Raw genomic sequence first — 25,517 nt, forward strand, 5'->3', positions numbered from 1 at the left:
GAGACTTGGGGAAGAAGGGCTCAAGACGCGCCATCTGCGCATCCGTCAGCCAGAAAAGATCAGACATGGTCACCGCTCGTTTTTCGAACCGTGAATCACGCCGCAATGCGGAAATCAATGGGTCCTGACCCTAACTCGTGGCTGAGAATCACTTAGGATCGGCTTTGCCGTAAGTCCTCAGTGTTTCATTTCGCCACGTACCGCAAACTACCCCTGGCAGCCCCCTACCCGCTTTACGCGCAAAATCCTCCTTTTTTGATCGTTACTTTTCGATCATCTAAAATCTATCATCATACTCGATAAGTATCCCTTATCATGATTGATTTCGCCGGAAAATGCGCACAGAATGTGCCTCATGAAGCCTCTTGCGCCTTACCTCCCCAGCCCCTCCCCAGCCCTCTCCGCAGAAGATCAGGAGGCGCTCACCGATCTTTATGTGCGCGGCACGCCAGCCAATACGCTGCGCGCTTATGAGCGCGACCTGCTCTATGTCAGCGCGGGGAAAGTCGTGCTGTTTGGTGCAACGCTGGACTAGAGAGTTGCAGCTTCTGGATATGTTCGCAAACTCGGCCCCATTCAGAGTCGTCAAAGTGGGTCTGAACGATTTGTACCTGAAGATTTACCGGATGCGGCGTTCGATACATTGGTGATCCTGTTTGATCATGTTGTTCATAAACTTGGACTTGTTCGTTGTAATTTGGCTAAGCAACCAATCCGTCTCAGTGTCTTGTTCACTGCCTCATTATCTGCCGCGTTTGCTTTGCTCTTGCCCACAACCTTGTCCAAAACTTCGTTTGAAGAAGGTGTCTTGGCAATGAAACCGGTTGCTGCTGAGCGCCTCCCGCGCTCAGACTGCTAAAGTCAAGGCGTCTTCTAATCCGGGTGGTCTCCGATCGAGATACATCCATTTTCCAAAAACATATGTTCGTACACGCGCCAGGAACTTAGTGAACGCGCTTCTTCGTTTCTGCTCTTGCTGCGATAATAAGTGGGTATTTCACAACACGCATATTGAAAGATGCGTGGTCCTTCTGCACGAGGTATTCGGCTATGATCTCTTTCAAATCCCGATGCAACTTGCGCAACGCAGATAGCGACACGCAGCGTAGAATACTGCATCCTTGGAGACATGACCGACTTTCAGAGCGAACCAAGCTGAAACACCCCAAAGAACTGTGCGCAGGAACCAAACGCTGGTTCCTGGACATTTCTCAAACCAGACAAAAATCCGCAACACACCACTGGATCTTACCCATGGGTAAGATCATCTTCTTCGGGAAGCGCATCGATCAGAGCGGCAATTGCTGCTTCCAGCTTACTGCGATCAACGCGGGTAAAATCCAGATCATACCGCACCTCGATCCTCCCACTAGAGGCAGCGCATTTCGCGATCCCTGCCCTGCCCGAAACTTGAAATGTCGTTTTTGCACGGCGCGGTTTACCTGTGCTGACTGCATCCGACTTTCTTGAAGACGTGGTTTCCAGCTCACCCAAAAATGACCTGAGAATTGCAACCTCACGCGCGCCATCCCGATCAGGCTCGCTCTTCAGTGTTTCGCTTACCTGCCGAACCAGACCTGGCGTGGCGTCAAATTTTCGCTTCAGCTCAACACCCACGTTTCGTGGAATGTCGTTCGGGTGGATCAGAACTTTGTCCAGCATCAACAGCAAACTGGCGAAAGACCGGATATAGCTACGCTTTGTGTAGCTGGCAGACTTAAACAGCGTGGAGACCGCTTTGTCGACATCCGGACAGTCATTTGCAGGGTCCTCGGAATATGCCCGGGCAAGGGCGCCCATTTCCGCAAATGAGATATCCCTTCGGATCAGGTTCTCGTCGACCATACGCCGGTAACTGTTATCCAGATCACCCGCATCAGAAATCCCCGCTGGAATTCTGGCATAGGTCTCGTCACCGGTCTCATCGTACAAGGCACGATAGGCGGACAAGCGGCGCATACCCTGGATCAATTCATACAGCCCGTCTGACCTGCGCTCTAGGCGGATCGGGTTGGACAAACCGATGTCCCGGATCGAATCCTTGAGTTCATCCAGTTCCGGATCAGGACCCGGTTTGCGGTCTCGTGTCAGTTTTTCCGTGACAACGTCTTTAAGCAGCACCCGTTCTGTCACCAGACCTTCGGCTCTCAGCCGCACCAGTTCATGGGCAAGACGATCGTTTTCTGCGCGGATGGATTGTTCCGTCGATTGCTGATCACGCAAAGCGTCGGCATTTTCCGAAATTGCTGCGGCCATTGGACCGCGCCGTTTTTCAAAAACCTTATCCGGCACCTTTCCAACAGGAATGTCATCCATAGCCGGTATGTCGATATCGAACATTCTTCGCTTGCGGCTCATGCGTCATCCTCCACCTTGTCCCAGGCCGATAACATTACACCCCGGAATTCCTCATACACATTGTCGAAAGTCGAGCGGGCGCGCCGCCAGGTTTCGCGGGTCATCTCACGGTAATCCATTTCGTAAACCGAACTCAGGAATCGTCCCGACTGCTCCACCGCACGGGTCATTTCCACCGGGTGCTGGGCGACATGCTCGCCAAATACCTTCTTAAAGGCATCAAACATCGCCAGATGCAGCGCATTGCCCGGTTCATACCGCGTCAACAGGAACCGCAACTCACAGAAGGTTTTGGGCAACCCAATCTTACCCGTGGGTAAGGTTTTGTCGAACCCATAGGCCAGATCTTCCAACGCTTCGGCCAACTGGCCGATGAACGACGTGGTCGAGTCATATTCCCAATATCCGGGCCCAGAAGGGATATAAAGCAAGTCAGCGGCAAAGACCGCGTTCATGGACTGGTATCCGATTGCGGGCGGGCAATCGAACAGGATGAGGTCATAGGCGTCATCCGGAACCTGATCCAGATACCGGGACACAGCCGCAAAGAAGGACCATTCGGGATTCAGGTGCCTGTACTGGGCCGACGCAAATTCAACAAAGGCTGCGTTCGCACAGGAAGGTATCGCATCGATCGTCGACCACGAGGTCTTCTTGATGAAATCACCAATTCGCAGGTCACCAAGGCCCATGTCCGTTATCGCGGGCGGCAATTCCCGGCGGGGCAGGGCGGTTCCTGATTCTGCAGCAGCGGGGCGGTTGTTCATACGCTCTGTCTCACGAATGAGATCGCGCGCCATGATCCCCCAAACCGTATAGTCCTCGGTCACGTCTGTCAGGCCCATCGAATGGCTTAGTGTTGCCTGAGGGTCGAAATCCACCACGAGGACCCTGTATCCATCCAGGGCGGCCGCATGGGCAAGATGCAGGGCCACGGTCGACTTTCCCGCGCCACCCTTGAAGTTTGCGACAGCCGCACGAATAGCACGCTTGCCTTCTGGGCGAGGGGGCATCAGGGACTTGCGATTAATTTTGAGCCGTCGCCGCAACTCATTCACCTCTTCCAGGCTGAACCAGCGCTGACGCCCGTCGGGCTCAACCTCGCCGCCGGGCAGGGATGGGTCGGCTGCAAGCTTTCCGCGAAAGGTCGACTGGTTAACCCGGAAGATCAGTTCGGACACTTCCCAGCTGGAAAACCGGCGTAGCGTTTTCTCCATCTCAGGGCTAAAGGTCTGCTGGCGAATCCACCCCTGCAATTTGAGGGACTGATTGCGCAATGCGTTAAGGTCTTCGTGCGTGTACATGCCTCGGGTCTCGTATTTTGGAACGTAAATTTCTGCTCGTTTCTTATTTACGCTTGATTTGCGCTTTTAGCAAAACAAATTATGATGAGACTACGATCTTACCCACGGGTAAGAAAACAAGGCCTGAAAACACCCTCAGCGATTCGTCGGGCCCAGTCGGTGCAAAAAGTCTAGGACAGCCTTATCAGGCGAGTATTTAGGGGGACGGTTCGGAGCAAATAACCACATATAGGGGGACACAACGACCCAATAAGGGGTCATACAGAATGTCCCCCATCACCATTACTTCACCAAATTTCTTTTCCTTATTTGGGTTTGATCTGCGCAAGATCGCACGACGTTCCAGTCTTTGCTTGACAGAATCGAAGCTTTGGACGCTAATTATCCCAAGATGACGAAAAGCGTTGGCAAACGGCGCAAGATCGGTGGGATACACCCGCCAGAGGCAGACAGAGCGGTGAGAACGGGTATGCAGCTTGCGAAACCGGTCGGGCGAAATGCGCCGGCTTTGAAATATGATATACTGTCTGCACTGACCGTTCATGCGCTGTCAGGCGACAAGCACCGGCAACGAAGTATTCTGCGTATCATTGCGTTGATTACAACCCGCTATAACTGGCGCAACAACGAATTATCCATTGGGCGGGAAGAAATTGCGCGCCTGTGGACAGTAAACGAAAGAACCGTAAAGCGCGAAATGGCCAGATTTCGCACATTAGGTTGGGTAACAGTAAAACGGCCCGCTGCGCGGGGTCGTGTTGCCGTTTACGAGATCGATCTGAAGCAAATCCTGATTGACACCGAAGAGGTGTGGCCTGTTATCGGATCGGACTTTCAAGCCCGGATGTCTGACGTGCCAGAACCCGAAACGAATGTCATACCTTTCGCGACCAAACCAAATGCCCCGGAAAGTACCGAAGGGGATGTGTGGTCCCAGGTTCAGGCGATTCTTCACGGGCGTGACCCGGAGTTGTGGGCAAGCTGGTTTCAACATCTGTCCGAAGCTGAAAGGGCAGGGGGGCGTGTTGTTCTTGTCGCGCCGTCACGATTCATGGCCGATTATATTTCGCAAAAGTGGTCGGCGCGACTGTTGGCTGCCTACAGCCGTATTGATTCGGGCATCAGGACGGTTCGCGTGGACGCTGCGGAATAACTGTCTTCGCTGTGTAACCAGTGGGATCTCCTCGTTCAATTGACCGGGGAAACAGATACGAGTACCCAACCGAAGCCGGTACGCCGGTATTGACCAGCCCGGCCCACGTAAAGGACGCATCATGGTATCCGAGAATTTTCTTCCCTTTAAGGTCGAACAATTCTTGTCTGACATGGAACATGGCGTGGTTTACAATTTTTCGGAAAGTGGCGTGCACCCCATGTCGTTGAAGGGGTTGGTGGATCTGGCCGAAATCGATCTGGATCAACTACTGGCGACCATGATCGACTATCCGCAAGTCAACGGAAAGCAATCCTTGCGCGAAACCATTGCCGGGTTTTATCCGGGCGCGTCGTCCGATGGAGTCATGGTTACGGTCGGAGCAACGGAAGCCAATACGCTGGTAGCCAATACCGTACTGGGGGCCGGGGAAAACGTTGTGTGTTTTCGCCCGACATACGAGCAGATTTCGGGAAATGCCGTCAATCGTGGGAACGAGGTGCGTTGGGTCAATCTGGTTGAGGCCAACGGTTGGGGCATCGATGCCGAAGCGCTGGACCGTGCTGTCGATGACAAGACGCGTATCATTCATGTGGTCAATCCCAACAACCCGACGGGCCGGGTGTTGAGCGACATCGATCGAGCGCACATCATAGCGGCCGCCAATCGTGTTGGTGCCTGGATCGTCGTCGATGAGGTCTATGCCGGGACCGAGCGGGAAGGGGACATTGAAACACCGTCATTCTGGGGCAGCACAGATCGGGTGCTGGTGGTGAACTCCATGTCAAAGGCCTATGGCTTGCCGGGCTTACGGCTGGGTTGGCTGGTTGGTCCAGAAGACACCATTCAAGAATGCTGGCGGCGGCATGAATACGCGTCGATCGCGGCGTCGATGCTGTCAATGGAACTGGCGGATAAGGCACTTGCCGAACCGGCACGGTCCAAGCTGAAAGCCCGTGCGCGGCGTCTGATACGCACCGGGTTCGATGTGCTGACACAGGAATTGGCGCGACACCAAGGTGTGTTTTCTGTTGTACCGCCTCAGGCCTCAGCCATGTCTTTTGTCCGGTTCAACCTTCCCATCGCATCGGAAGAACTGGGTTTGCGTCTGTTGCGCGAGAAAGATGTGCTGGTCATTCCCGGCTCACGGTTCGGGGTCGAAAACCACTTTCGGTTCAGCTCCGCCCTGCCGGAAGACCACTTGCGAGAGGGGCTGGCAAGGCTCAACGATCTGACCGGTGATATTCTAAACCACGCGTGACGGTTAACGGATCGCAGGATCGTTAAAACGGCGCCGCTGATTCGCGCCGTTTTGGCTTGTCTGAGACCGGAATGAGTCGCCAATCGGGCATGGAGGATGGTTCGGAATCCGCGTGGCTTCACAAAAATGTCACGAAGACTGGTCCAATCCTTAGATAATTGCCGGCACCAAGTCGTTGGAGATATTTCTGCTTATGGTTGCTTGAAAATTCATCAAGGCTTTATCCCCAAGCCAAAAGATGTCACGCTTCGCGGCAGTGAAAGACAACTTTCGCAACTTCTTTACCGATAGAAACCAAGAAAGCTGCGACGCAGTGTTCTTTGCGACTTGGCAAAATCAAAATCGAAATGAACGAAGTCTCAGCGGGCGTCGGTCTAATCTGGCTGCTGTGTGCGTTCCCGATCAAGTGGGGCCGCGCGGCGACGAACATATGGGAGAGAAAACATGAACAGATTCATTCGAAACTCAGTGGCGGGGCTTTTATCTTCGACCATGATCACTGGTGCTGCATTTGCTGCAGGCACGCATCCTGAAACCGGCGAAGCGCTGGCAGACGACCAAACCTTTACCTACCGCATTCTGGATGAGCACAGCTCGGTCGATCCGCAGGTTGTCGAAGACGTTTCCGGTGCTGAAATTGTACGTGACCTGTTTGAAGGGCTGATGAACCAGGATGAGGATGGCAATCTGGTTCCGGGCGTCGCCACAGGCTACACCGTCGATGACAGCAAGAAAGTCTATACCTTCACACTTCGCGACAATGCTAAATGGTCGAATGGCGACCCGGTAACCGCCGGAGATTTCGTTTTCGCATGGAAACGCGCGGTTGATCCGGCGCTGTCCTCTCCTTACGCGTGGTTCATGGAGCTGATGTCGATCGAAAACGCATCAGCGATCATCGCAGGCGAAAAGCCGGTTGATGATCTGGGTGTCAAAGCCATCGATGACACGACCCTGGAAGTCACGCTGAGCGCGCCGCTGCCGTATTTCCCGCAGATGACAACGCATTCGACGACCTTCCCGGCACCTCAGAAGGTGATCGCGGAATTTGGCGATGAATGGACCAAGCCCGGAAACATCGTGTCGAATGGCGCGTATGTTCTGACAGAGCACCTGCCGCAGGAACGTTCGGTACGTGAGCGCAACGAGATGTACTGGGACAATGACAACACCATCATCGACAAGGTTGTGGCACTGGTCATCAATGACGAAAACGTAGCCCTGACCCGCTATCTGGCCGGTGAACTGGACCGGACCGAAGTTCCCGCCGGTCAATTCCCGCGTCTGCAGGAAGAGCATCCTGATGAGGCCATCAGCTTCCCGCGCCTGTGCAACTACTACTACACGTTTAACGTGTCTGACAGCGGCCCTGAAGAATTCAAGGATCCCAAAGTTCGCCAGGCACTGTCGCTAGCCGTTGACCGGGACATCATCACCAAGAACATCAAGGCCGGTGGCGAGCCGCCCGCATATACATTCGTTCCAGAAGCAACCGCAGGCTTTACGGTTCCGGTCGTGGAAATGGCATCGATGAGCCAGGCAGAGCGCGACGAGCTGGCCAAGGAACTGCTGGCCGAGGCCGGCTTTGGCGCGGATAATCCTTTGACCTTCTCGATGGTCTACAACACTTCGGAAGCCCACAAGAAAGTTGCCGTCGCGCTGAGCCAGATGTGGAAGCAAAAACTGGGCGCCAATGTTGAACTGGCCAACATGGAATGGAAAGTCTTTCTGGAAGAGCGGGGCAACCAGAACTTTGATCTGGCCCGCGGCGCGTGGTGCGGCGACTATAACGAAGCCTCGACCTTCCTTGACCTGTTGCAGTCGGATTCGGGCTACAACGACGGCAAGTATAACAATGCCCGCGTGGACGAGTTGCTGGCCGAAGCCAAAACTTCGGACGATCCGGCACCGCTGTACACCGAGGTCGAGCGTATTATCGCTCAGGAAACCCCCGTTATTCCGATCTACCACTATGCCGGTGTCTACATGATGGACAGCGATGTCGGAAACTGGCCGGTCAAAAACGTAGAGCAAAACTGGTACTCCAAGAACCTCTACAAAATCGCCGAGTAATCATCTTCTGACCATGACCTGCCCCGAAGTTTTCTTCGGGGCAGCGCCATCTATTGGGGGCATTGAATGCTTGCCTATGTCATTCGGCGGGTGCTGACCGCCATACCGACGATCCTGCTGCTGATCGTCGCCTGTTTCTTTTTGATGCACTATGCGCCCGGTGGGCCCTTTACCTCGGAACGGACATTGCCGCCGCAGGTTCTGGCCAATATCGAGGCGCGGTACGGTTTGGACCAGCCGTTGTGGAAGCAACTCTGGGACTATCTGTACAATATCGTTGTGCATTTCGACTTTGGCCCGTCCTTCAAGTTCAAGGACCGCGATGTGAACGACATCATCGCGCAGGGCTTTCCGATCTCACTGACCTATGGGTCTTTGTCCTTTCTGGTCGCCACAGTGGTGGGCATCGGACTGGGGATTGCCGCCGCAATCCGGCACAACAGCTGGATCGACTACTTTGCGGTTGGGCTGGGGATTGCAGCGCAGGCGCTGCCCAACTTCATCATGGGTCCGATCCTGATCCTGACCTTCACCCTGTGGCTGGGATGGTTGCCCGGCGGCGGGTGGAATGGTGGTCAGTGGCCCTATCTGATCATGCCGGTTATCGCCCTTGCGACATCTTACATGGGGTCGATTGCGCGGATCACCCGGTCTTCAATGCTGGAGGTTCTGAATTCGAACTTCATCAGAACCGCCCGTGCCAAGGGCCTGCCGACTAGAACCGTGATCTGGCGCCATGCGATGAAGCCGACATTGCTGCCGGTCGTATCTTATCTGGGGCCGGTGTTTGTCTATGTGCTGACCGGGTCCGTCTTTGTTGACATCTATTTCTCGACCGGTGGTCTGGGGCAGGCATATGTCGGCTCGGCCTTGTCACGCGACTATGCCGTGCTGCTTGGGGTAACGATCCTCTATGGCGTTCTGACCGTTCTGGTAAACCTGCTGACCGATCTGGCCTATGCCTGGTTCGATCCGAAGATCCGCTATTGAGGGGCTGGATATGCTAGGAAAATCACAAAAAGCCGCGCATCTGGCCGAAGAAATCACCGATTATACAGCCGTTCAGGGACGTTCTCTCTGGCAGGATGCGCGTATGCGCTTTGTACGAAACAAAGCGGCAATGGCCAGTGTGTTCATTCTGCTGCTTATCGTGTTGTTCACGATCATAGGCCCGTATTTTGCCGTCTGGAGCAATGAAGAGATCGACTGGAATGTCATGGGCGATGTCCGGGGTATGGGAATGCCGTCGATGGAAACGGGTCACTATTTCGGTGTCGATGATCTTGGGCGCGATTTGTACAGCCGCGTCATTCAGGCAACCACGACGTCCTTGCTTGTTGGGTTGATCGGGGCGGCGACCGCTCTGATCGTTGGAACGTGTTATGGCATTACTGCCGGGTACTTTGGGGGGCGGACGGATGGTGCGATGATGCGTTTCGTCGACATCCTTCTGGCTATCCCGACAACTCTGATCATCATCCTTCTGCTGGTTGTTGCCGGGCGATCCTTCTTCACGCTTTTCATCGCACTGGGCGCGGTTGGATGGCTGACCATGTCACGCATTGTGCGCGGGCAGACGCTTGCCCTGAAGAACCGCGAATTCATCGAGGCTGCTCGCGCCGCAGGCGTCAGTGAATTCACGATCATGTACCGCCATATTTTGCCCAATCTGCTGGGTGTCGTGATCGTCTATGCGTCGCTTCTGGTGCCCGAGATGATCCTGACCGAAAGCTTCATCTCATTCCTGGGACTGGGGATCTCCGAACCTTACACGTCGCTGGGAAGGCTGATCGCAGAAGGGGCGGGAACCATGGGCTATGGAACGCTGTGGCAATTGATGTTCCCACTGACATTCTATGTCGCCATTATCATCACGATGTTCTTCATCGGCGATGGTCTGCGTGACGCTTTGGACCCGAAGGACCGCTGATATGAGTCTGTTTTCCGTAAAGAACCTGAGCGTCCGGTTTGACACCCCCGATGGTGTCGTCGAGGCGGTCAAAGGCATCAGTTTTGATATCAATCCGGGCGAATGCCTTGGCATCGTCGGTGAAAGTGGATCCGGCAAAAGTCAGACCTTCATGGCCGCAATGGGTTTGCTGCCCCCTGCCGGACATGCCAGCGGGTCAGCCAAGCTGAACGGTCAGGAGATTTTGAACCTGCCGGTGAACAAGCTGAACCAGATCCGCGGCGATGATGTCGGCATGATCTTTCAGGATCCTCTGACCGCTTTGACGCCACATCTGAAGATTGGGCAGCAGATGCGCGAAGTGCTGCAGGTCCACGAGGGCCTGAAGGGGTCAGCCGCGCGCGCACGCTGTCTGGAGTGGTTGGACAGGGTGCGCATTCCCGAAGCGGGCCGCCGTCTGGACCAGTACCCGCACGAATTATCCGGCGGAATGCGACAGCGTGTTATGATTGCGATGTCGATGCTGTGCAGTCCCAAACTGCTTATTGCGGACGAGCCGACGACGGCGCTGGATGTCACTGTTCAGGCAGACATCCTCGATCTGATGGTTCACCTGCAAAAGGATGAGGGAACCGCGATTGCACTGATCACGCATGACATGGGCGTTGTTGCGCGCATGTGCGACCGGGTTCAGGTCATGCGCATGGGTCAATTCGTCGAAGCCGGCGAAACACGCGCGCTGTTCCGAAATCCGCAACACGAATACACGCGGGCCTTGCTGGAGGCGATGCCCCGGATTGATGCCGGCGACGCGCCGCGTGCTTTGGAAAAGGCCGAAGAACCCCTTCTCAAGGTCGATGACGTCAAAGTTCATTTCCCCATTCATGTCTCTGGCGGGTTGTTCGGGCGCAAGGTTCCGCTGAAAGCTGTCGATGGTGTCAGCTTTGATATTCGCAAGGGCGAAACTCTGGGTGTCGTGGGCGAATCCGGTTGCGGAAAATCGACACTGGCGCGCGCGGTTTTGCAACTGATCGAACCCAGCGCGGGGGGTGTCAGCTGGTTAGGCCATCCGATCGTCGGCTTGAAGCGATCCGAGCTGAACAAGTACCGCAAGGACCTGCAGATCGTGTTCCAAGACCCGTTGGCCAGTCTTGATCCACGCATGACGATTTCAGCGTCGATTGCTGAGCCGCTGAAAACCTACCGCCCCGATCTGACGGACCGGGAACGCAAGCAGATGGTCGCCGCGATGATGGAACGGGTTGGTCTGCAGGCCAACATGATCAACCGTTACCCGCACGAGCTGTCCGGAGGGCAGAACCAGCGCGTCGGCATTGCGCGGGCGATGATCAACAAGCCCAGGCTGATTATCTGCGACGAGGCGGTTTCAGCGCTCGACGTTTCCATTCAGGCGCAGATTGTCGAGCTGCTAAAGGAACTTCAGCAGGAATTTGGCCTGTCGATGATTTTCATCAGCCATGACTTGTCCGTGGTGCGCGCGGTATCGAACCGGATCATGGTTCTGTATCTCGGGCGAATTGTGGAAATGGGTGATGGTGAGGTGATCTGCTCGGAACCGATCCATCCCTATACCAAATCACTGATCTCGGCCGTGCCGATACCAGACCCGGATGTAGAGCGGACGCGGCAGCGCCTCAAACTGCCGGGTGAGCTGCCATCGCCGTTGGATCCCAAAGCCGCGTTGCGTTTTTTGCCCAGCCGACTGGTTAACGGTCACAGTGATTATGTTCCAAAGCTGCAGGAAGTCGCACCAGACCATTTTGTAGCGGAACACGACACACTGGATTCCATCATGGCCAATGGCTGAGAGAAAGGTCTGCTGCAGGTTTTCGGTGCTTGAAGCATGCGCCGAAAACCTGCGCAGGGACTGTACGAAGAAACCGTAGCGTGTGGTGGGGCTTAACGCTCGGGAATGAAAGACAATCCTGACACAAGCTGTCGCAGGCCAAGAGCTGCTCCGGCAAAGATCGCCGCAAAGGTTATAGGCGCGCTATAGGCCAGCAGAGAAAAAGCGGAGATGCCTTGCCCGACGCTGCATCCAACCGCAATTATTGCTCCGGGTCCCATTATTGCCGCTCCCAGCATCTGCCGCTTAAGCTCACGTGGATCTTCGCAGGCTTCCCAGCGGAAATGACCTTTTGACCATGATCCGAGGAAAGCCCCAATCAGAACCCCTGAAACCGAACCGACCGCAAACGAGAGCGTGTTGCCTGAGGCGGTCATGAGATAGAACACGGTATCACCCAAAGGCGCGGCAAACGTGTGTGTTTGCAAGGTCTCACCGTCAAACCCGTGTGTGGCTACCCAATTGGTGCCAAGCCAGCCTGAAACGACTGCCAATCCGACCGCCGCACCCCAAAAAACCTGCGCAGGTGATTTACGAAAACGGTCATTTGTCAGGGCAAACACTACTATGGCCGAGCCGACAAGCGTTCCTGTAACCCATGCCGGTATCGACGTCAGCCGTTCGGCTAGGTAGCTGACGCTTTGTGGGTTACCGAGATCCATGGCTTCGGGAAAAAGCCAGATCCTGACATAGGCCAGAGGACCGGACATGACCACATATGCGGAAAGGCCCACGATCAGGACAATGACGAATGACCGAAGATCGCCGCCGCCAAGGCGTGCAAGCGCGCCATAGCCGCAGTTTCCGCTGATGGCCATGCCATATCCGAACATCAATCCGCCAATAACCGATCCGATCGGATTCCATGTCTGCGCAATATAGGTCGTGCCGAGCGGGTCAATCCCACCCAACGCCATTCCCAGATGGCTGCCGACAATCGCAACACCAATCGCAACGGCCCACATACGCAGGCGCCGGTCGTCATTTGCATAAAGATAATCTTCTATTGCACCCAAGGTACAGAACCGCCCGATGCGCGCAGCAAGACCAAGTACAATGCCGCCGACCAGACCGATCAGCGCAACTGTATTGGCGTCTCCCAGAAGTTCGAACATGGCCAGTCTCCTCCCAAAGCTGGCGGTGTTTCTTTCGGGCTTCTACTTGTCCCGACAGAAAAGATTGTAGACGACTTCCAGGATCTGAGTCGACCGGTCGTCCGCCAATCTGTAATAGATCGTTTTGCCTTCGCGCCGTGTCTTGACCAGCCCTTCAAAGCGCAAGCGGGACAATTGTTGGGAAACGGCAGCCTGCCTGGCCGACAGCATTTCCTCCATCTGCGTGACGGATTTTTCTCCAGATGACAAATAGCACAGAATCATCAGCCGCCCCTCATGGCTGATCGCCTTGAGGAAATTGGACGCCGTCTGGGCGTTATCCATCATCCTGTCCAAGTCCTCGTTGCACATGTCCTTGGTGAACACGGGCAGTTTCGACGGTTTGTCCAACAAGATCATCTCGCTTTCGTGGCTTCACGTATTCAAAACAGTATATGTAAATCCCGAGGATTTAACCAGAGCTCTCGATCTTAACTCCGGCGTCGCGTAGTAAAACACCCAATAGCCCCCAGAAAAAGTCTTCGCCAGGATAACCTTCGATCCGGCCGATTTCTTGACCGTCCTCCAGCAATACAAAGGTCGGCGTATAGAAAAGGGGCCGATCCAGGGTAATCCCTTCGGGCGTGGTTGCGTGGATATCCGTTCGTTGCAATGGGGCAGCTTTACCTTCGGCTGTCAGCGGGTAGATCCCGGATATTTCGGCGTCCCAGCGGGCGCACCACATGCACCCGTCTTCTTCGGCCATCAGCAATACCATTTCGGCCCGCGACGCAGCAGGCCAGGCCAGCAGTGTGACTACGAATAATGTCTGCAACACGTGGCGCATCAAAAGCTCCGATTGACCTGGGTGACACATCTTTACTATTTTGAATGTGTGAATAGTAACCTGTCAGGACGGATTTGACCATGCTCGACATCACGGTTGCAGGGGCTCTGATCGCGGGGTTTTTGTCTTTCCTGTCCCCCTGCATTCTGCCCATTGTCCCGTTCTACCTCAGCTATCTGGCGGGCGTCGGGATGGAGCAGATTTCGGCCGGTTCGACGATCACCCCGGATGTTCGCCGCCGGGCGACCCTGTCAGCGATAGCTTTTGCCGCCGGGATCATCACGGTCTTCATGGCGCTTGGGGCCACGGCGTCGATCTTCGGTCAGCTGGTTCGTGCGTATTTCGACATTCTGCGATGGATCGCTGCGCTCATCATCATCGCGATGGGCCTGCATTTTCTGGGTCTTTTCCGTATCGGCTTCCTGTATCGGCAGTTTCGCGCAGACATCGGTGAGACGAGAAATGTAAGCGTGATCGGGGCATATGTTCTGGGGCTGGCTTTTGCCTTTGGCTGGACGCCTTGCGTCGGGCCGGTTTTGGCGGCGATCCTGTTCACGGCGGCTGGAACCGAGACCGCCTGGCGCGGTGCCGTGCTTTTGTTCGTCTATGGGGTTGGCATGACAGCGCCGTTTGTTCTGGCAGCCTTTCTGGTTCGGCCCTTCATGCAATGGATGGCACGTTTCCGGAAACATCTGGGAATGATTGAAAAGGCGATGGGTGTCTTGCTGATTCTTTTTGGCATCCTGATCGCGACCAATTCCATAAATCTAATCGCACAATGGATGCTGGATCACATGCCTTGGCTGGCGGCCATTGGCTAATTCGGGAGAACACCATGAAACGGATAGTATTGTTCTTGATTGCAGGGCTGTTTGCTGGGGCGGTTTACGCAACTGAACTGGGGGATGACGGTCTGCATAAAACGCCGTGGATGCGAGACACGTTCAAAGACCTTCGTGAAGACCTTGAAGAAGCGAGGGGGGAAGGCAAGCGGCTGGTTCTGTTCATTGAACAACAGGGCTGCATCTACTGCAAAAAGATGCATGAAGAGGTTTTCCCGCAACCCGACCTGTCTGCGTATATCGAGGAGAACTTCTTTGTCGTTCAGCTGGACTTACACGGAAGTACGATGGCCACCGATTTTGACGGAGAAGAAGCCGAGCAAAGATCACTAATGCGCAAATGGGGGATTCTGTTCACCCCTACATTGGTTTTCTTACCGGAGGACGTGTCAGAGGATGCCACAGCAATCGAAGCGGCCGTTGCGGTCATGCCCGGGGCGTTCTCGAAGGGAACGACCCTCGATCTTTTTACCTGGGTCAATGAAAAACGGTACGAGCTTGATAACGGGGAAGATTTTCAACGGTATCACGCGCGCCGCATTCAAGAGAGAAACAATGTTTCGCAAGATTGACGTGTTGCAATATAAATAAAAAAATTCATTAAGATGAATTTAATGTTGCGATGAACCCTGCCCGTCGACTACGGTACACAGAGGCTTTGGGTCGCAAAGCGCCATCGGCGCGGTAGCAAATGGGAGGGATCATGAAGCTGAGACACTTGACTTTGGCTTGTATCATAACAGGCAGTGCCGCCATCGCGGCAGAAACAGGACCAAAAGACGTACAGTTCGACGATTATGGTGCGATCGAGGCTTCATTGACCGGCGTCGCCGGCGATGCGGCAAACGGTGCGGTCATCGTGGGCGAGAAATCCAAGGGCAACTGTGTGGCCTGTCATCAGGTCACGGCTTTGGCGGATATTCCGTTCCATGGCGAAGTCGGTCCGCTGTTGGATGGGGCCGGGGATCGGTGGTCCGAGGCGGAGCTTCGAGGACTGGTCGCAAATGCCAAGATGACGTTTGACGGAACGGTCATGCCGGCTTTCTACAAGGATGACGGCTATATCCGCCCGGGCGACGCCTATACGGGCAAAGCCCCATCAGGGCCTTTGACGTCAATCCTGACTGCACAGGAAATTGAGGACGTCGTCGCGTTCCTGGCAACTCTTAAAGAACAATAATCACGCTTTCAGGCGTGAATTCGTGAGGATCCAAAGGAGATTGAAAATGGAATTTTCTCGTCGCGAGACTCTGGCTCTTGGTCTGGGCGCTGCGGTCCTGACCCTGATGCCGTTCCGCGCAAATGCGGCTGCGGAAGACGCGATAGCCGCGTTTACTGGCGGTGCAGACATGGCCGACGGCGGTGTGACGCTGACGGCGCCGGAAATTGCCGAGAACGGAAATACCGTTCCGATCGAAGTCAGCGCGCCGGGTGCGGCAGCAATTCTGATCGTAGCGGCTGGAAACCCCGAGCCCGGCGTTGCCACGTTCAACTTTGGCCCGCTGGCTGCTGCGCAGGCGGCTTCGACCCGCATTCGTCTTGCAGGAACGCAAGATGTCATTGCTGTGGCCAAAATGGCTGATGGTAGCTTTGCCAAAGCTTCGGCAACCGTAAAAGTGACAATTGGCGGCTGCGGCGGCTGATCGCCACGCGCCCTGAAGAACAGGAGAACAACCAATGGCATCCGGTGTAAAACCCCGCGTCAAGGTTCCAAAAACAGCCGCTGCTGGCGAAGCAATCACGATCAAAACGCTGATCAGCCACAATATGGAAAGTGGCCAGCGTAAGGATAAGGAAGGCAACGTCATACCGCGTTCGATCATCAATCGGTTCACCTGCGAGTTTAACGGAGAACTGGTGATAGACGTGACGATGGAGCCGGCGATTTCGACAAACCCGTATTTTCAGTTCGATGCAACCGTGCCTGAAGCCGGGGAATTCGTTTTCACGTGGTATGACGATGACGGGTCCGTTTACGACACAAAAAAACCGATCGAGATCGCCTGACGGCTCGACCGTAACGGCAGATCAGCGCCGGTGGTTAAAACCTGCGCTGATCACCCAAGGGAGGAACGCAATGAATAAAAAAGCACTCACGGCGATCGCGGCAGTTCTGGCTTTCCCGGTTTCAGTGGCAGCTGGACCTGACGAAGACAAGCTGGTGATCAACGAAGAACTGGAAATGGTTTCGGTGACCGAGGCCCCGGCCCATGTCGAGAACTTCGATACGATCTACTCGGGGTGGCATTTCAGGACCGATGAAACGCAGGCGTTGCAGATCGACGATTTCGACAACCCGGCTATGATCTTTGTCGACCAGGCCGCTGATCTTTATGAGGCTGTCGATGGCGCCGCTGGCAAAAGTTGCTCTTCGTGCCACGATGATGTGGAAAGCTTCAAAGGGCTGCAAGCGTCCATGCCGAAGGTCGATGCGGAAACCGGCAAGCTGGTTGTGATGGAAGATCTTATCAACAAGTGCCGTACGGAACGCATGGAAGCAGATGCGTGGAAATGGTCTGGTGCCGATATGCAGGGCATGGTCGCGCTGATTGCCTTTCAGTCACGAGGGCTGCCCATGAATGTCGCCATTGACGGCGATGCTGCTCCATATTGGGAGCAGGGCAAGGAAATGTACTACACCCGATATGGTCAGCTGGAGTTGAGCTGCGCCAACTGTCACGAAGACAATTGGGGCAACATGATCCGGGCCGACCATCTGAGCCAGGGGATGATCAACGGTTTCCCGACTTATCGTCTGAAGCAGGCCAAGCTGATCTCGCGTCACAACCGCTTCCGCGGCTGTATTCGTGATACACGCGCTGAAACCTTTGCCGAAGGTTCCGACGAATTCCGGGCACTGGAGCTTTATGTAGCGTCGCGCGGCAACGGCCTTTCGGTCGAAACGCCGGCCGTGCGTCAGTAACAAAGAACCCGCGCCAGGATTTCCGGGCGCGGGTTTTTCATTTCTGCCACATTCACACATTTATATGTGAAATAAGAAAGCCAACAGATGATATCGCGACGTGATTTTCTACAGGTCTCCATGGCGGCCTCAGCGCTGTACGGGGCATCCGGTTTCGGGAACTGGGCAAGGCTGGCGGCCCAGCAAAGCCTGACCCAGGACCAGTTGCTGGAATTTGAGACCTTCGGAAATATCAGCCTGATTCATATCACGGATATCCACGCGCAGCTCAAACCGATTTACTTCCGCGAGCCCGAGGTCAACCTGGGCATCGGAGACGCGCGCGGGCAAATGCCGCATGTGACGGGGGCCGCATTTCGCAAGGCTTACGGGATCGAAGATGGCAGCCCGTCCGCCTATGCGCTGACTTACAATGACTTTGCTGCATTGGCGAAGACCTATGGCCGCGTCGGAGGGCTTGACCGGGTCTCGACCGTTATCAACGCCATCCGTGCCGACCGGCCAGATGCGTTGTTGCTGGATGGGGGCGACACCTGGCATGGCTCGTATACCTGCTATCAGACAGCGGGTCAGGACATGGTCAACGTGATGAATGCACTCAAGCCCGATGCGATGACATTCCATTGGGAGTTCACGTTGGGCAGCGAGCGGGTCAACGAGATCGTTGAGGGTATGCCTTTTGCGGCGCTGGGTCAGAATATCTTTGACGCGGAATGGGATGAACCTGCGGAGCTTTTCAAGCCCTACAAGTTCTTCGAACGCGGCGGGGCCAAGGTTGCCGTCATCGGACAGGCTTTCCCCTATATGCCAATTGCCAACCCCAGTTGGATGTTCCCGGAGTACTCGTTCGGGATCCGGGATGAGAACATGCAGGCCATGGTGGACGAGGTGCGCGACGCAGGTGCCGATGTGGTCGTCGTCCTCAGCCATAACGGCTTTGACGTGGACAAAAAAATGGCGAGCCGTGTTCAAGGGATTGACGTAATCCTGAGCGGTCACACCCATGACGCTTTGCCTGAACCGGTTCTGGTCGAAAAGACGCATATTATCGCGTCCGGCTCGAATGGCAAATTCGTCAGCCGCGTTGATCTGGACGTGCGGGATGGCCAGATGATGGGGCTGAAGCACAAGCTGATCCCGATCTTTTCAGACGTCATCGCACCTGATCCGGCACTCACGGCCCTGATCAACGAACAGCGTGCACCATATGATGCGGCACTAAGCGAAGTGATCGGCAAGACGGACTCGCTGCTTTATCGGCGCGGAAACTTCAATGGCACGTGGGACGATCTGATCTGCGATGCACTGATCAGCGAGCGCGAGGCAGACATTGCCATGTCGCCGGGTGTGCGCTGGGGTCCGTCGATCCTGCCCGGTCAGGAGATCACGCGTGAGGATATCTGGAACGTCACTTCGATGTCCTATCCGAATGCGTATCGTACGGAAATGACGGGTGAATTCATTCACGTGATCCTCGAGGATGTTGGCGACAACCTGTTCAACCCCGATCCCTATTACCAGCAGGGTGGCGACATGGTGCGTGTCGGCGGCCTTGGGTACCGTATCGATGTTACCAAACCGCAAGGGCAGCGGATCAGCGACATGACCCTGCTCAAGACGGGTGAGGCGATTGATCCGGAGAAATCCTATGTTGTGGCCGGTTGGGCCAGCGTCAACGAGGGCACCGAAGGCCCGCCCATCTGGGATGTCGTCGAAAACCACATTCGTAATCAGGGCACCGTCACCGTCGAGCCGAATACATCGGTCGAGGTGATCGGAGCCTGACAGCGCGAACCGAATGTCAAACATTGAATACAAGATTTGCTGATCGAATGACGGAGGCAAACAAAATGAGCGAGAATCCAAGGGCAAAAGCCCCATCGCGTCGCCAGTTTCTAAGCGGTGCTGCCGCGGTTGGCGTAGGTGCGGTCGGTGCCTCAGCGGCGCGCGCCGCAGGCCCTGACCCGCTGATCACTCAGGTTCAGGAATGGGCACAGGCAACGGGCGAAGGTGTAGATGCAACCCCCTACGGCCTGCCAATCCAATTCGAGAGTGATGTCGTACGGCGCAACGTCGAGTGGTTGACCGCAGACACAATCAGTTCGATCAATTTCACGCCGATCCACGCGCTGGACGGCACGATCACCCCGCAGGGATGCGCATTCGAGCGGCACCATTCGGGTGCGATCGAACTGAGCAAGGCGGACTACCGTCTGATGATCAACGGTCTGGTCGAAACTCCGCTGATTTTCACATATGAAGATCTGGAACGTTTCCCGCGCGAGAACCGTATCTATTTCTGCGAATGCGCTGCCAATACGGGTATGGAATGGGCCGGTGCGCAGCTCAACGGCGCGCAGTTCACGCACGGAATGATCCACAACATGGAATATTCCGGTGTTCCGCTGCGCACTCTGCTGGAAGAGGCCGGGGTAAAGCCCGAAGGCAAATGGGTTTACGTAGAAGGCGCCGATGCTTCCTCGAATGGTCGCTCGATCCCACTGGAAAAGGCAATGGATGACGTACTTGTTGCGTTCAAGGCCAATGGTGAGGCTTTGCGCAAGGAGCACGGATATCCCGTTCGTCTTGTCGTTCCCGGCTGGGAAGGCAACATGTGGGTCAAGTGGTTGCGCCGGGTCGAGGTCACCGAGATGGCTATCGAAAGCCGCGAAGAGACATCCAAGTATACGGATACTCTCGAAGACGGAACATCACGCAAGTGGACATGGGTCATGGACGCCAAATCGGTCGTCACATCGCCCAGCCCGCAAGCGCCGATAACCCATGGCCCCGGGCCGTTGGTGATCACCGGGTTGGCCTGGTCCGGGCGGGGCTCGATTACCGGCGTCGACGTGTCGGTGGATGGTGGCAAGAACTGGGTTCCGGCCCGTCTGGCGGCGCCCGGAACAGACAAGGCGCTGACCCGGTTTTATCTGGACCATAACTGGGACGGTTCAGAGATGCTGTTGCAGGCCCGCGCCAAGGATTCGACCGGTTACGTCCAACCCAGCAAAGCTCAGCTGCGGGATGTGCGAGGCGAGAACTCGATCTACCACAACAATTGTATCCAGACCTGGTGGATCAAGGAAAATGGAGAGGCGGAAAATGTCGAAGTATCGTAAGCTATTGGCCGCCTCGGCCCTTGGGTTGTGCGTAGCGGTTCCGGCCCATGCAGACAAGCTAGGGCTTGGGCGCCCTGCGTTGCCCGAAGAAATCGCGGCATGGAACCACGACATTGCACCTGACGGAACCGGATTGCCCGAAGGTTCCGGCGACGTGTTCACCGGCGAAGAGGTCTTTGCCGAACGGTGCGCGATCTGTCATGGCGATTTTGCTGAAGGTGTGGACAACTGGCCGAAACTGGCGGGCGGCGAGGGCACGCTTGCAGATAAGGACCCGCTGAAAACAGTGGGCTCCTACTGGCCGCACCTTTCGACGGTATGGGACTATGTGAACCGTTCGATGCCGTTTGGAGACGCACAATCGCTGGAGCCTGACGACGTTTACGCGATTGTCGCCTATATCCTGTATTCCAATGACATCGTTGATGATGAGTTCACGCTGTCACACGAAAATTTCCTTGAAGTGGAAATGCCGAATGCCGGGGGTTTCATCGTGGATGACCGCGAAACAGCCGAGGCGCATTTCTGGACGGATGAGCCATGCATGACGGATTGCAAAGAAGGTGTGGAAATCACCATGCGCGCCGCCGTTCTGGATGTAACACCTGACGAAGCCGGGGCTGACAGCGCGGAGCCGGCATCTGTTTCAGAGGAAGCATCCGTCGAGGTCGAAGAAACCGCTGAAGACACAGCGGCACTTGATCCCGAAATGATCGAAAATGGCGAAAAAGTTTTCAAGAAGTGCAAGTCATGCCATCAGGTCGGCGAAGGGGCCAAGCATCGCACGGGTCCGGCATTGAACGGCGTTGTCGGCGCCAATGCGGCCGCCGTCGAAGGCTTTAAGTACTCCAAGGCCATGAAAGCTGCCGCCGAGGATGGCTTGATCTGGACGGATGAAGAGATGGCCGCGTTTCTGGCTAAGCCTAAAGCCTACATGAAGGGGACACGTATGTCCTTTGCCGGGCTCAAGAAACAGGATGATATCGACGCGGTCATCGTTTACCTGAAATCTTTCGGCAGCTGATCATGCGGTGGCGGGGGGCAACAGGTGTCATATTTGCTGCGAGTATTCTGGCAACAGCTGCTGCCGCGACCGAGGATTTGGGCGATGCAGCAGCTGGCAAGCTTGTGTTTGCCCAGTGCGAAGGATGTCATCAGGTCGGCGCGGGCGCTGAAAACAGGATCGGTCCGCACCTGAATGGTGTATTTGGCCGCCGGGCTGCCGGGCTTGAGGAGTTCAACTATTCCAAAAGCCTGATCCGTGCGGGTACTTCGGGGCTGGAATGGCACGCCGATACATTGTCGGCTTACATTGAAAACCCCCGCGCCTTCGCATCCGGCACCAGAATGAGCTTTCGCGGGCTCGAGAACGCGGAAGACCGGGCCAATGTAATTGCCTACTTGCGTGTGTTTTCCGACAACCCGCAAGACATCCCCGAAGCCGACCCAACCGCAAAGGGAACGGACCATTCCGTCAATCCCGAAATCCTCGCGATACAAGGTGATCCCGAATATGGCGAATACCTGAGCAGCGAATGCACGACGTGCCACCAGATAGAGGGTGGCGATGATGGGATTCCTTCGATCGTTTACTGGCCCGACCAGGATTTTGTTGTCGCCATGCACGCCTACAAGGACAAGCAGCGGCCCCATCCCGTCATGCAAATGATCGCGGGCCGCCTGAGCAACGATGAGATCGCGGCACTGGCCGCTTACTTCAACAATCCACAGTGACAATGCCTAAGGGGAGGAAACGCGATGACACTCAACAGACGGACATTTCTGGGAACCGCAGGGGTACTTGCCGCCGGGCTGTCGGCCCCGATGGTGCTGGCGCAGGGCAAGCCCCGTGTCGTGGTGGTCGGGGGCGGGGCAGGCGGCGCAACCGCGGCCCGCTATATCGCCAAAGACAGCAAGGGTGAGATTGAAGTCACCCTGATCGAGCCGTCCAGAACATATTACACCTGTTTTTTCTCGAACCTGTATCTGGGCGGGTTTCAAGAGCTTTCGGACATTGCGCACAGCTATGGCACGCTTGCTGCAAAATACGGTATCAACGTTGTTCACGATTGGGCCGTGGGCGTCGACCGCGACTCCAAAACTGTCTCATTGGCAGGTGGCGGATCCATTCCTTATGACAAATTGATCCTGAGCCCGGGTATCGACTTTGTCGACGGCGCGGTCGAGGGGTGGGATGTAATTGCACAGAACAAGATGCCGCATGCGTATAAGGCGGGCTCTCAAACCGAGCTGTTGAAGGCGCAGGTTCTGGCGATGCCCGAAGGCGGAACCTTTGCGATGGTCGCACCGCCGAACCCGTTCCGTTGCCCGCCCGGACCTTATGAGCGGGTTTCGATGGTTGCGCATGTGCTGAAGGCGAACAATCCGACAGCGAAAATCATCATTGCTGATCCGAAAGCCAAATTCTCCAAGATGTCTTTGTTCCAGGAGGGGTGGGCCGACCACTACGAAGGCATGATCGACTGGATCGGAGAGGATTTCGGCGGCGGCAATGTCTCGGTCAATCCGGATGCCATGACAGTGACCATCGACGGTGAAGAAACCAAGGTCGACGTCTGCAACGTGATCCCGGCCATGAAAGCCGGGCGTATTGCGGAAATGGCCGGTGTAACCGATGGCAACTGGGCACCGGTGAACGCGGCGGACATGTCATCGAAAGCTGACCCTGACATCTATGTTCTTGGTGATGCCAGCCAGCAAGGCGACATGCCGAAATCCGGTTTTTCGGCCAACAGCCAGGCGAAAGTCTGTGCCAATGCCGTTCGCGGCGCATTGACCGGATCAAAGATCTTCCCGGCCAAGTTCTCGAACACGTGCTGGTCGCTCATTGATACGGATGACGGGGTCAAGGTCGGTGCGACTTATGAGGCGACGCCTGAAAAGATTGCCAAGGTGGATGGCTTTATCAGCCAGACCGGCGAAGATTCCGACCTGAGAAAAGCAACCTACCAAGAGTCGCTGGGTTGGTATGCTGGTATCACATCGGACATGTTCGGCTAAAAAACGCTAAGGCTTTGACACCGGTCAAAGCCTTGGTGATTAAATCCGAAGAAATGTGGTTCAGTAGGAGGAACATCATCATGAAACACTTTATCGCATCAGCCGCATTTTCAGTTGTATTGGCAAACTTGGCTTTTGCTGAGGAAGTCATTGCGGTTCCCTTTGACGGTAGCTTTGATGATGCAACCTTTGCCGTTGAATCAGCAATTGTTGGGCAGGGGCTGGTTATCGATTATGTGAGCCATGTTGGCGACATGCTGAACCGGACGGGGGCGGATGTCGGCAGCGACAAGCAGATTTTCACAGCCGCTGAAATATTTATCTTCTGTTCCGCAAAGCTCTCGCGCGAGATGATGGAGGCCGACCCGATGAATATCGGCTATTGCCCCTACGGGATCTTTGTGGCCGAGGACGAAGGCGGTGTCAAAGTGGGTTACCGAAGCTATCCTGACGGACCGATGGAGAAAGTCGAAGCCCTGTTGGCCGGTATCGTCGAAGAAGCCGTTGGAAACTGAAATGAACTACCAAGAGTATTTTCGTGACCAGTTGAGGCAATTGCAGGACGAAGGAAACTACCGGGTCTTCGCTGAGCTTGAGCGCCATTGCGGCGCCTTTCCAACTGCACACAACCATGCAGAAAACGGACCTGAGAAAGTTACCGTCTGGTGCTCGAACGATTATCTGGGAATGGGTCAGCATCCAAAGGTTCTGGCAGCCATGCACCGGGCGATTGATGGCTGTGGCGCAGGGGCTGGCGGGACCCGGAATATTTCGGGGACCACCCATGAACATGTTCTGCTTGAGCACGAGCTTGCAGATCTGCATGGCAAGGAAGCAGCGCTGCTTTTTACGTCCGGGTATGTTTCAAATTGGGCTGCATTGGGAACTCTGGCCTCGCGAATTCCCGGTATCACGGTTCTGTCCGACGAATTGAACCACGCGTCGATGATTGAGGGTATCCGCCACAGTCGTTGCGCAAAGCGGGTCTGGAAGCATAACGATTTGAAGGACCTTGAACGACATCTCATGGACCTGCCGTTCAACGCGCCAAAACTGATCGCGTTTGAAAGTGTGTATTCGATGGATGGCGATATCGCTCCCATCAAGGAAATCTGCGATCTGGCGGATCGGTACGGCGCGATGACCTATCTGGACGAGGTTCATGCAGTAGGGCTTTACGGCCCGCGCGGTGGCGGCATTGCCGAACGCGAAGGGTTGATGGATCGCCTGACAGTCATCGAAGGCACGTTGGGCAAAGCGTTCGGCGTGGTTGGTGGATACATCGCGGCGTCAAAGGAACTTGTCGACTTTGTTCGTTCCTTTGCCAGCGGGTTTATCTTTACCACCGCGTTGCCCCCGGCCGTCGCCGCCGGCGCCGCAGCATCCGTTCGGCACCTCAAGCAAAGCAATGCGGAACGGTGTCTGCATCAGCAACGCGTAAGCGAGGTTCGAGGCAGGCTGGACGCTTTAGGCATTCCGCACACGCCCAACCCAAGCCATATTATTCCGGTCATGGTCGGTGACCCGGTCAAGTGCCGCTTCATCTCGGATGTTCTGATGCGCGACTATGGAATTTATATCCAGCCGATAAACTATCCCACTGTTCCGAAAGGCACCGAACGTCTTCGGATCACACCGTCGCCTGTACATTCGTCAGAAGATGTGACCCGGTTGGTCGAGGCATTGGGTGCGTTGTGGACACAGTGTCAGCTTGCGCGCAAGCCAATGGCTGCACAGTGAGAA

25 protein-coding genes are annotated in these 25,517 nt (G+C 55.5%); 20 read left to right on the forward strand and 5 right to left on the reverse strand.

The genetic code is table 11. The features are described from left to right. The first annotated feature begins 355 nt into the window (after positions 1-355). Complete coding sequence (locus tag I9188_RS16955; RefSeq protein ID WP_245220692.1) at positions 356-535, forward strand: hypothetical protein; 180 nt, start codon at positions 356-358, stop codon at positions 533-535. Positions 536-1,248: 713 nt separating this feature from the next. Here I9188_RS16955 and I9188_RS16960 read toward each other — a convergent pair. Further along, positions 1,249-2,358 (reverse strand): ParB N-terminal domain-containing protein, encoded by a 1,110-nt coding sequence (locus I9188_RS16960; RefSeq protein ID WP_209507488.1) that lies wholly within the window; start codon positions 2,356-2,358, stop codon positions 1,249-1,251. Then, entirely contained in the window at positions 2,355-3,662 is a 1,308-nt protein-coding gene (locus I9188_RS16965; protein WP_209507489.1) for an AAA family ATPase, read from the reverse strand. The genes I9188_RS16960 and I9188_RS16965 overlap by 4 nt, the downstream gene beginning before the upstream one ends. 391 nt (positions 3,663-4,053) lie before the next feature. Here I9188_RS16965 and I9188_RS16970 point away from each other — a divergent pair, with 391 nt between their 5' ends. The 6 genes from I9188_RS16970 (at position 4,054) to I9188_RS16995 (ending at position 11,886) form a co-directional block, all read left to right on the forward strand. Next, positions 4,054-4,815, forward strand: a complete 762-nt coding sequence (locus I9188_RS16970; protein WP_245223748.1) for a DnaA N-terminal domain-containing protein — start codon at positions 4,054-4,056, stop codon at positions 4,813-4,815. A 121-nt stretch (positions 4,816-4,936) separates the two neighbouring features. Continuing rightward, positions 4,937-6,076: an aminotransferase class I/II-fold pyridoxal phosphate-dependent enzyme gene (locus tag I9188_RS16975; RefSeq protein ID WP_209507491.1), complete on the forward strand. Its 1,140-nt coding sequence runs from the start codon at positions 4,937-4,939 to the stop codon at positions 6,074-6,076. Between the two features lie 444 nt (positions 6,077-6,520). Beyond that, the gene (locus I9188_RS16980) at positions 6,521-8,149 is read left to right on the forward strand and encodes a peptide ABC transporter substrate-binding protein (protein WP_209507492.1); all 1,629 of its coding nucleotides are present in this window, start codon (positions 6,521-6,523) and stop codon (positions 8,147-8,149) included. Positions 8,150-8,215: 66 nt separating this feature from the next. Continuing rightward, a complete protein-coding gene (gene oppB, locus I9188_RS16985) occupies positions 8,216-9,139 on the forward strand; it encodes an oligopeptide ABC transporter permease OppB (RefSeq protein ID WP_209507493.1) in 924 nt (307 codons plus the stop codon). Between the two features lie 10 nt (positions 9,140-9,149). Beyond that, the gene (locus I9188_RS16990) at positions 9,150-10,079 is read left to right on the forward strand and encodes an ABC transporter permease subunit (RefSeq protein ID WP_209507494.1); all 930 of its coding nucleotides are present in this window, start codon (positions 9,150-9,152) and stop codon (positions 10,077-10,079) included. A gap of 1 nt (position 10,080) precedes the next feature. Further along, complete coding sequence (locus tag I9188_RS16995; RefSeq protein ID WP_209507495.1) at positions 10,081-11,886, forward strand: ABC transporter ATP-binding protein; 1,806 nt, start codon at positions 10,081-10,083, stop codon at positions 11,884-11,886. Between the two features lie 92 nt (positions 11,887-11,978). On the opposite strand, the gene I9188_RS17000 is transcribed toward I9188_RS16995, so the two are convergent. From I9188_RS17000 to I9188_RS17010, 3 genes are read right to left on the reverse strand one after another with little or no spacing between them, the layout of a single operon-like run. After that, positions 11,979-13,040, reverse strand: a complete 1,062-nt coding sequence (locus I9188_RS17000) for a YeeE/YedE family protein (protein ID WP_209507496.1) — start codon at positions 13,038-13,040, stop codon at positions 11,979-11,981. 42 nt (positions 13,041-13,082) lie between these two features. Next, the gene (locus I9188_RS17005) at positions 13,083-13,439 is read right to left on the reverse strand and encodes a metalloregulator ArsR/SmtB family transcription factor (RefSeq protein WP_209507497.1); all 357 of its coding nucleotides are present in this window, start codon (positions 13,437-13,439) and stop codon (positions 13,083-13,085) included. 52 nt (positions 13,440-13,491) lie between these two features. Further along, entirely contained in the window at positions 13,492-13,866 is a 375-nt protein-coding gene (locus tag I9188_RS17010; protein WP_209507498.1) for a hypothetical protein, read from the reverse strand. 80 nt (positions 13,867-13,946) lie between these two features. Here I9188_RS17010 and I9188_RS17015 point away from each other — a divergent pair, with 80 nt between their 5' ends. The 13 genes from I9188_RS17015 (at position 13,947) to hemA (ending at position 25,514) form a co-directional block, all read left to right on the forward strand. Then, a complete protein-coding gene (locus I9188_RS17015) occupies positions 13,947-14,687 on the forward strand; it encodes a cytochrome c biogenesis protein CcdA (protein WP_209507499.1) in 741 nt (246 codons plus the stop codon). 14 nt (positions 14,688-14,701) lie between these two features. Beyond that, positions 14,702-15,280 (forward strand): thioredoxin family protein, encoded by a 579-nt coding sequence (locus I9188_RS17020; protein WP_209507500.1) that lies wholly within the window; start codon positions 14,702-14,704, stop codon positions 15,278-15,280. Between the two features lie 131 nt (positions 15,281-15,411). Further along, positions 15,412-15,888 carry a sulfur oxidation c-type cytochrome SoxX gene (gene soxX, locus I9188_RS17025; protein WP_209507501.1) on the forward strand — a complete coding sequence of 159 codons (477 nt, stop codon included), beginning with the start codon at positions 15,412-15,414 and terminating at the stop codon, positions 15,886-15,888. Positions 15,889-15,934: 46 nt separating this feature from the next. Continuing rightward, a complete protein-coding gene (soxY, locus tag I9188_RS17030; protein ID WP_209507502.1) occupies positions 15,935-16,351 on the forward strand; it encodes a thiosulfate oxidation carrier protein SoxY in 417 nt (138 codons plus the stop codon). A gap of 34 nt (positions 16,352-16,385) precedes the next feature. Continuing rightward, positions 16,386-16,715, forward strand: coding sequence for a thiosulfate oxidation carrier complex protein SoxZ (soxZ, locus tag I9188_RS17035; protein WP_209507503.1), 330 nt, complete (start codon positions 16,386-16,388; stop codon positions 16,713-16,715). Positions 16,716-16,785: 70 nt separating this feature from the next. Further along, positions 16,786-17,631: a sulfur oxidation c-type cytochrome SoxA gene (soxA, locus tag I9188_RS17040; RefSeq protein WP_209507504.1), complete on the forward strand. Its 846-nt coding sequence runs from the start codon at positions 16,786-16,788 to the stop codon at positions 17,629-17,631. Between the two features lie 87 nt (positions 17,632-17,718). Continuing rightward, on the forward strand, positions 17,719-19,416 hold the full coding sequence (gene soxB / locus I9188_RS17045) for a thiosulfohydrolase SoxB (protein WP_209507505.1): 1,698 nt from the start codon (positions 17,719-17,721) through the stop codon (positions 19,414-19,416). Positions 19,417-19,481: 65 nt separating this feature from the next. Then, a complete protein-coding gene (gene soxC / locus I9188_RS17050) occupies positions 19,482-20,753 on the forward strand; it encodes a sulfite dehydrogenase (RefSeq protein ID WP_209507506.1) in 1,272 nt (423 codons plus the stop codon). Beyond that, positions 20,737-21,777, forward strand: coding sequence for a c-type cytochrome (locus I9188_RS17055; protein WP_209507507.1), 1,041 nt, complete (start codon positions 20,737-20,739; stop codon positions 21,775-21,777). The genes soxC and I9188_RS17055 overlap by 17 nt, the downstream gene beginning before the upstream one ends. A gap of 2 nt (positions 21,778-21,779) precedes the next feature. Further along, on the forward strand, positions 21,780-22,487 hold the full coding sequence (locus tag I9188_RS17060; RefSeq protein WP_209507508.1) for a c-type cytochrome: 708 nt from the start codon (positions 21,780-21,782) through the stop codon (positions 22,485-22,487). Between the two features lie 24 nt (positions 22,488-22,511). Further along, the gene (locus I9188_RS17065) at positions 22,512-23,774 is read left to right on the forward strand and encodes an NAD(P)/FAD-dependent oxidoreductase (RefSeq protein ID WP_209507509.1); all 1,263 of its coding nucleotides are present in this window, start codon (positions 22,512-22,514) and stop codon (positions 23,772-23,774) included. An 80-nt stretch (positions 23,775-23,854) separates the two neighbouring features. Continuing rightward, positions 23,855-24,289, forward strand: a complete 435-nt coding sequence (locus tag I9188_RS17070; RefSeq protein ID WP_209507510.1) for a DUF302 domain-containing protein — start codon at positions 23,855-23,857, stop codon at positions 24,287-24,289. A 1-nt stretch (position 24,290) separates the two neighbouring features. After that, positions 24,291-25,514 (forward strand): 5-aminolevulinate synthase, encoded by a 1,224-nt coding sequence (hemA, locus tag I9188_RS17075; protein WP_209507511.1) that lies wholly within the window; start codon positions 24,291-24,293, stop codon positions 25,512-25,514. Positions 25,515-25,517: the final 3 nt, after the last annotated feature.

The sequence above is a fragment of the Ruegeria sp. HKCCSA071 genome (genome assembly GCF_017872555.1).
Taxonomy (GTDB): domain Bacteria; phylum Pseudomonadota; class Alphaproteobacteria; order Rhodobacterales; family Rhodobacteraceae; genus Ruegeria.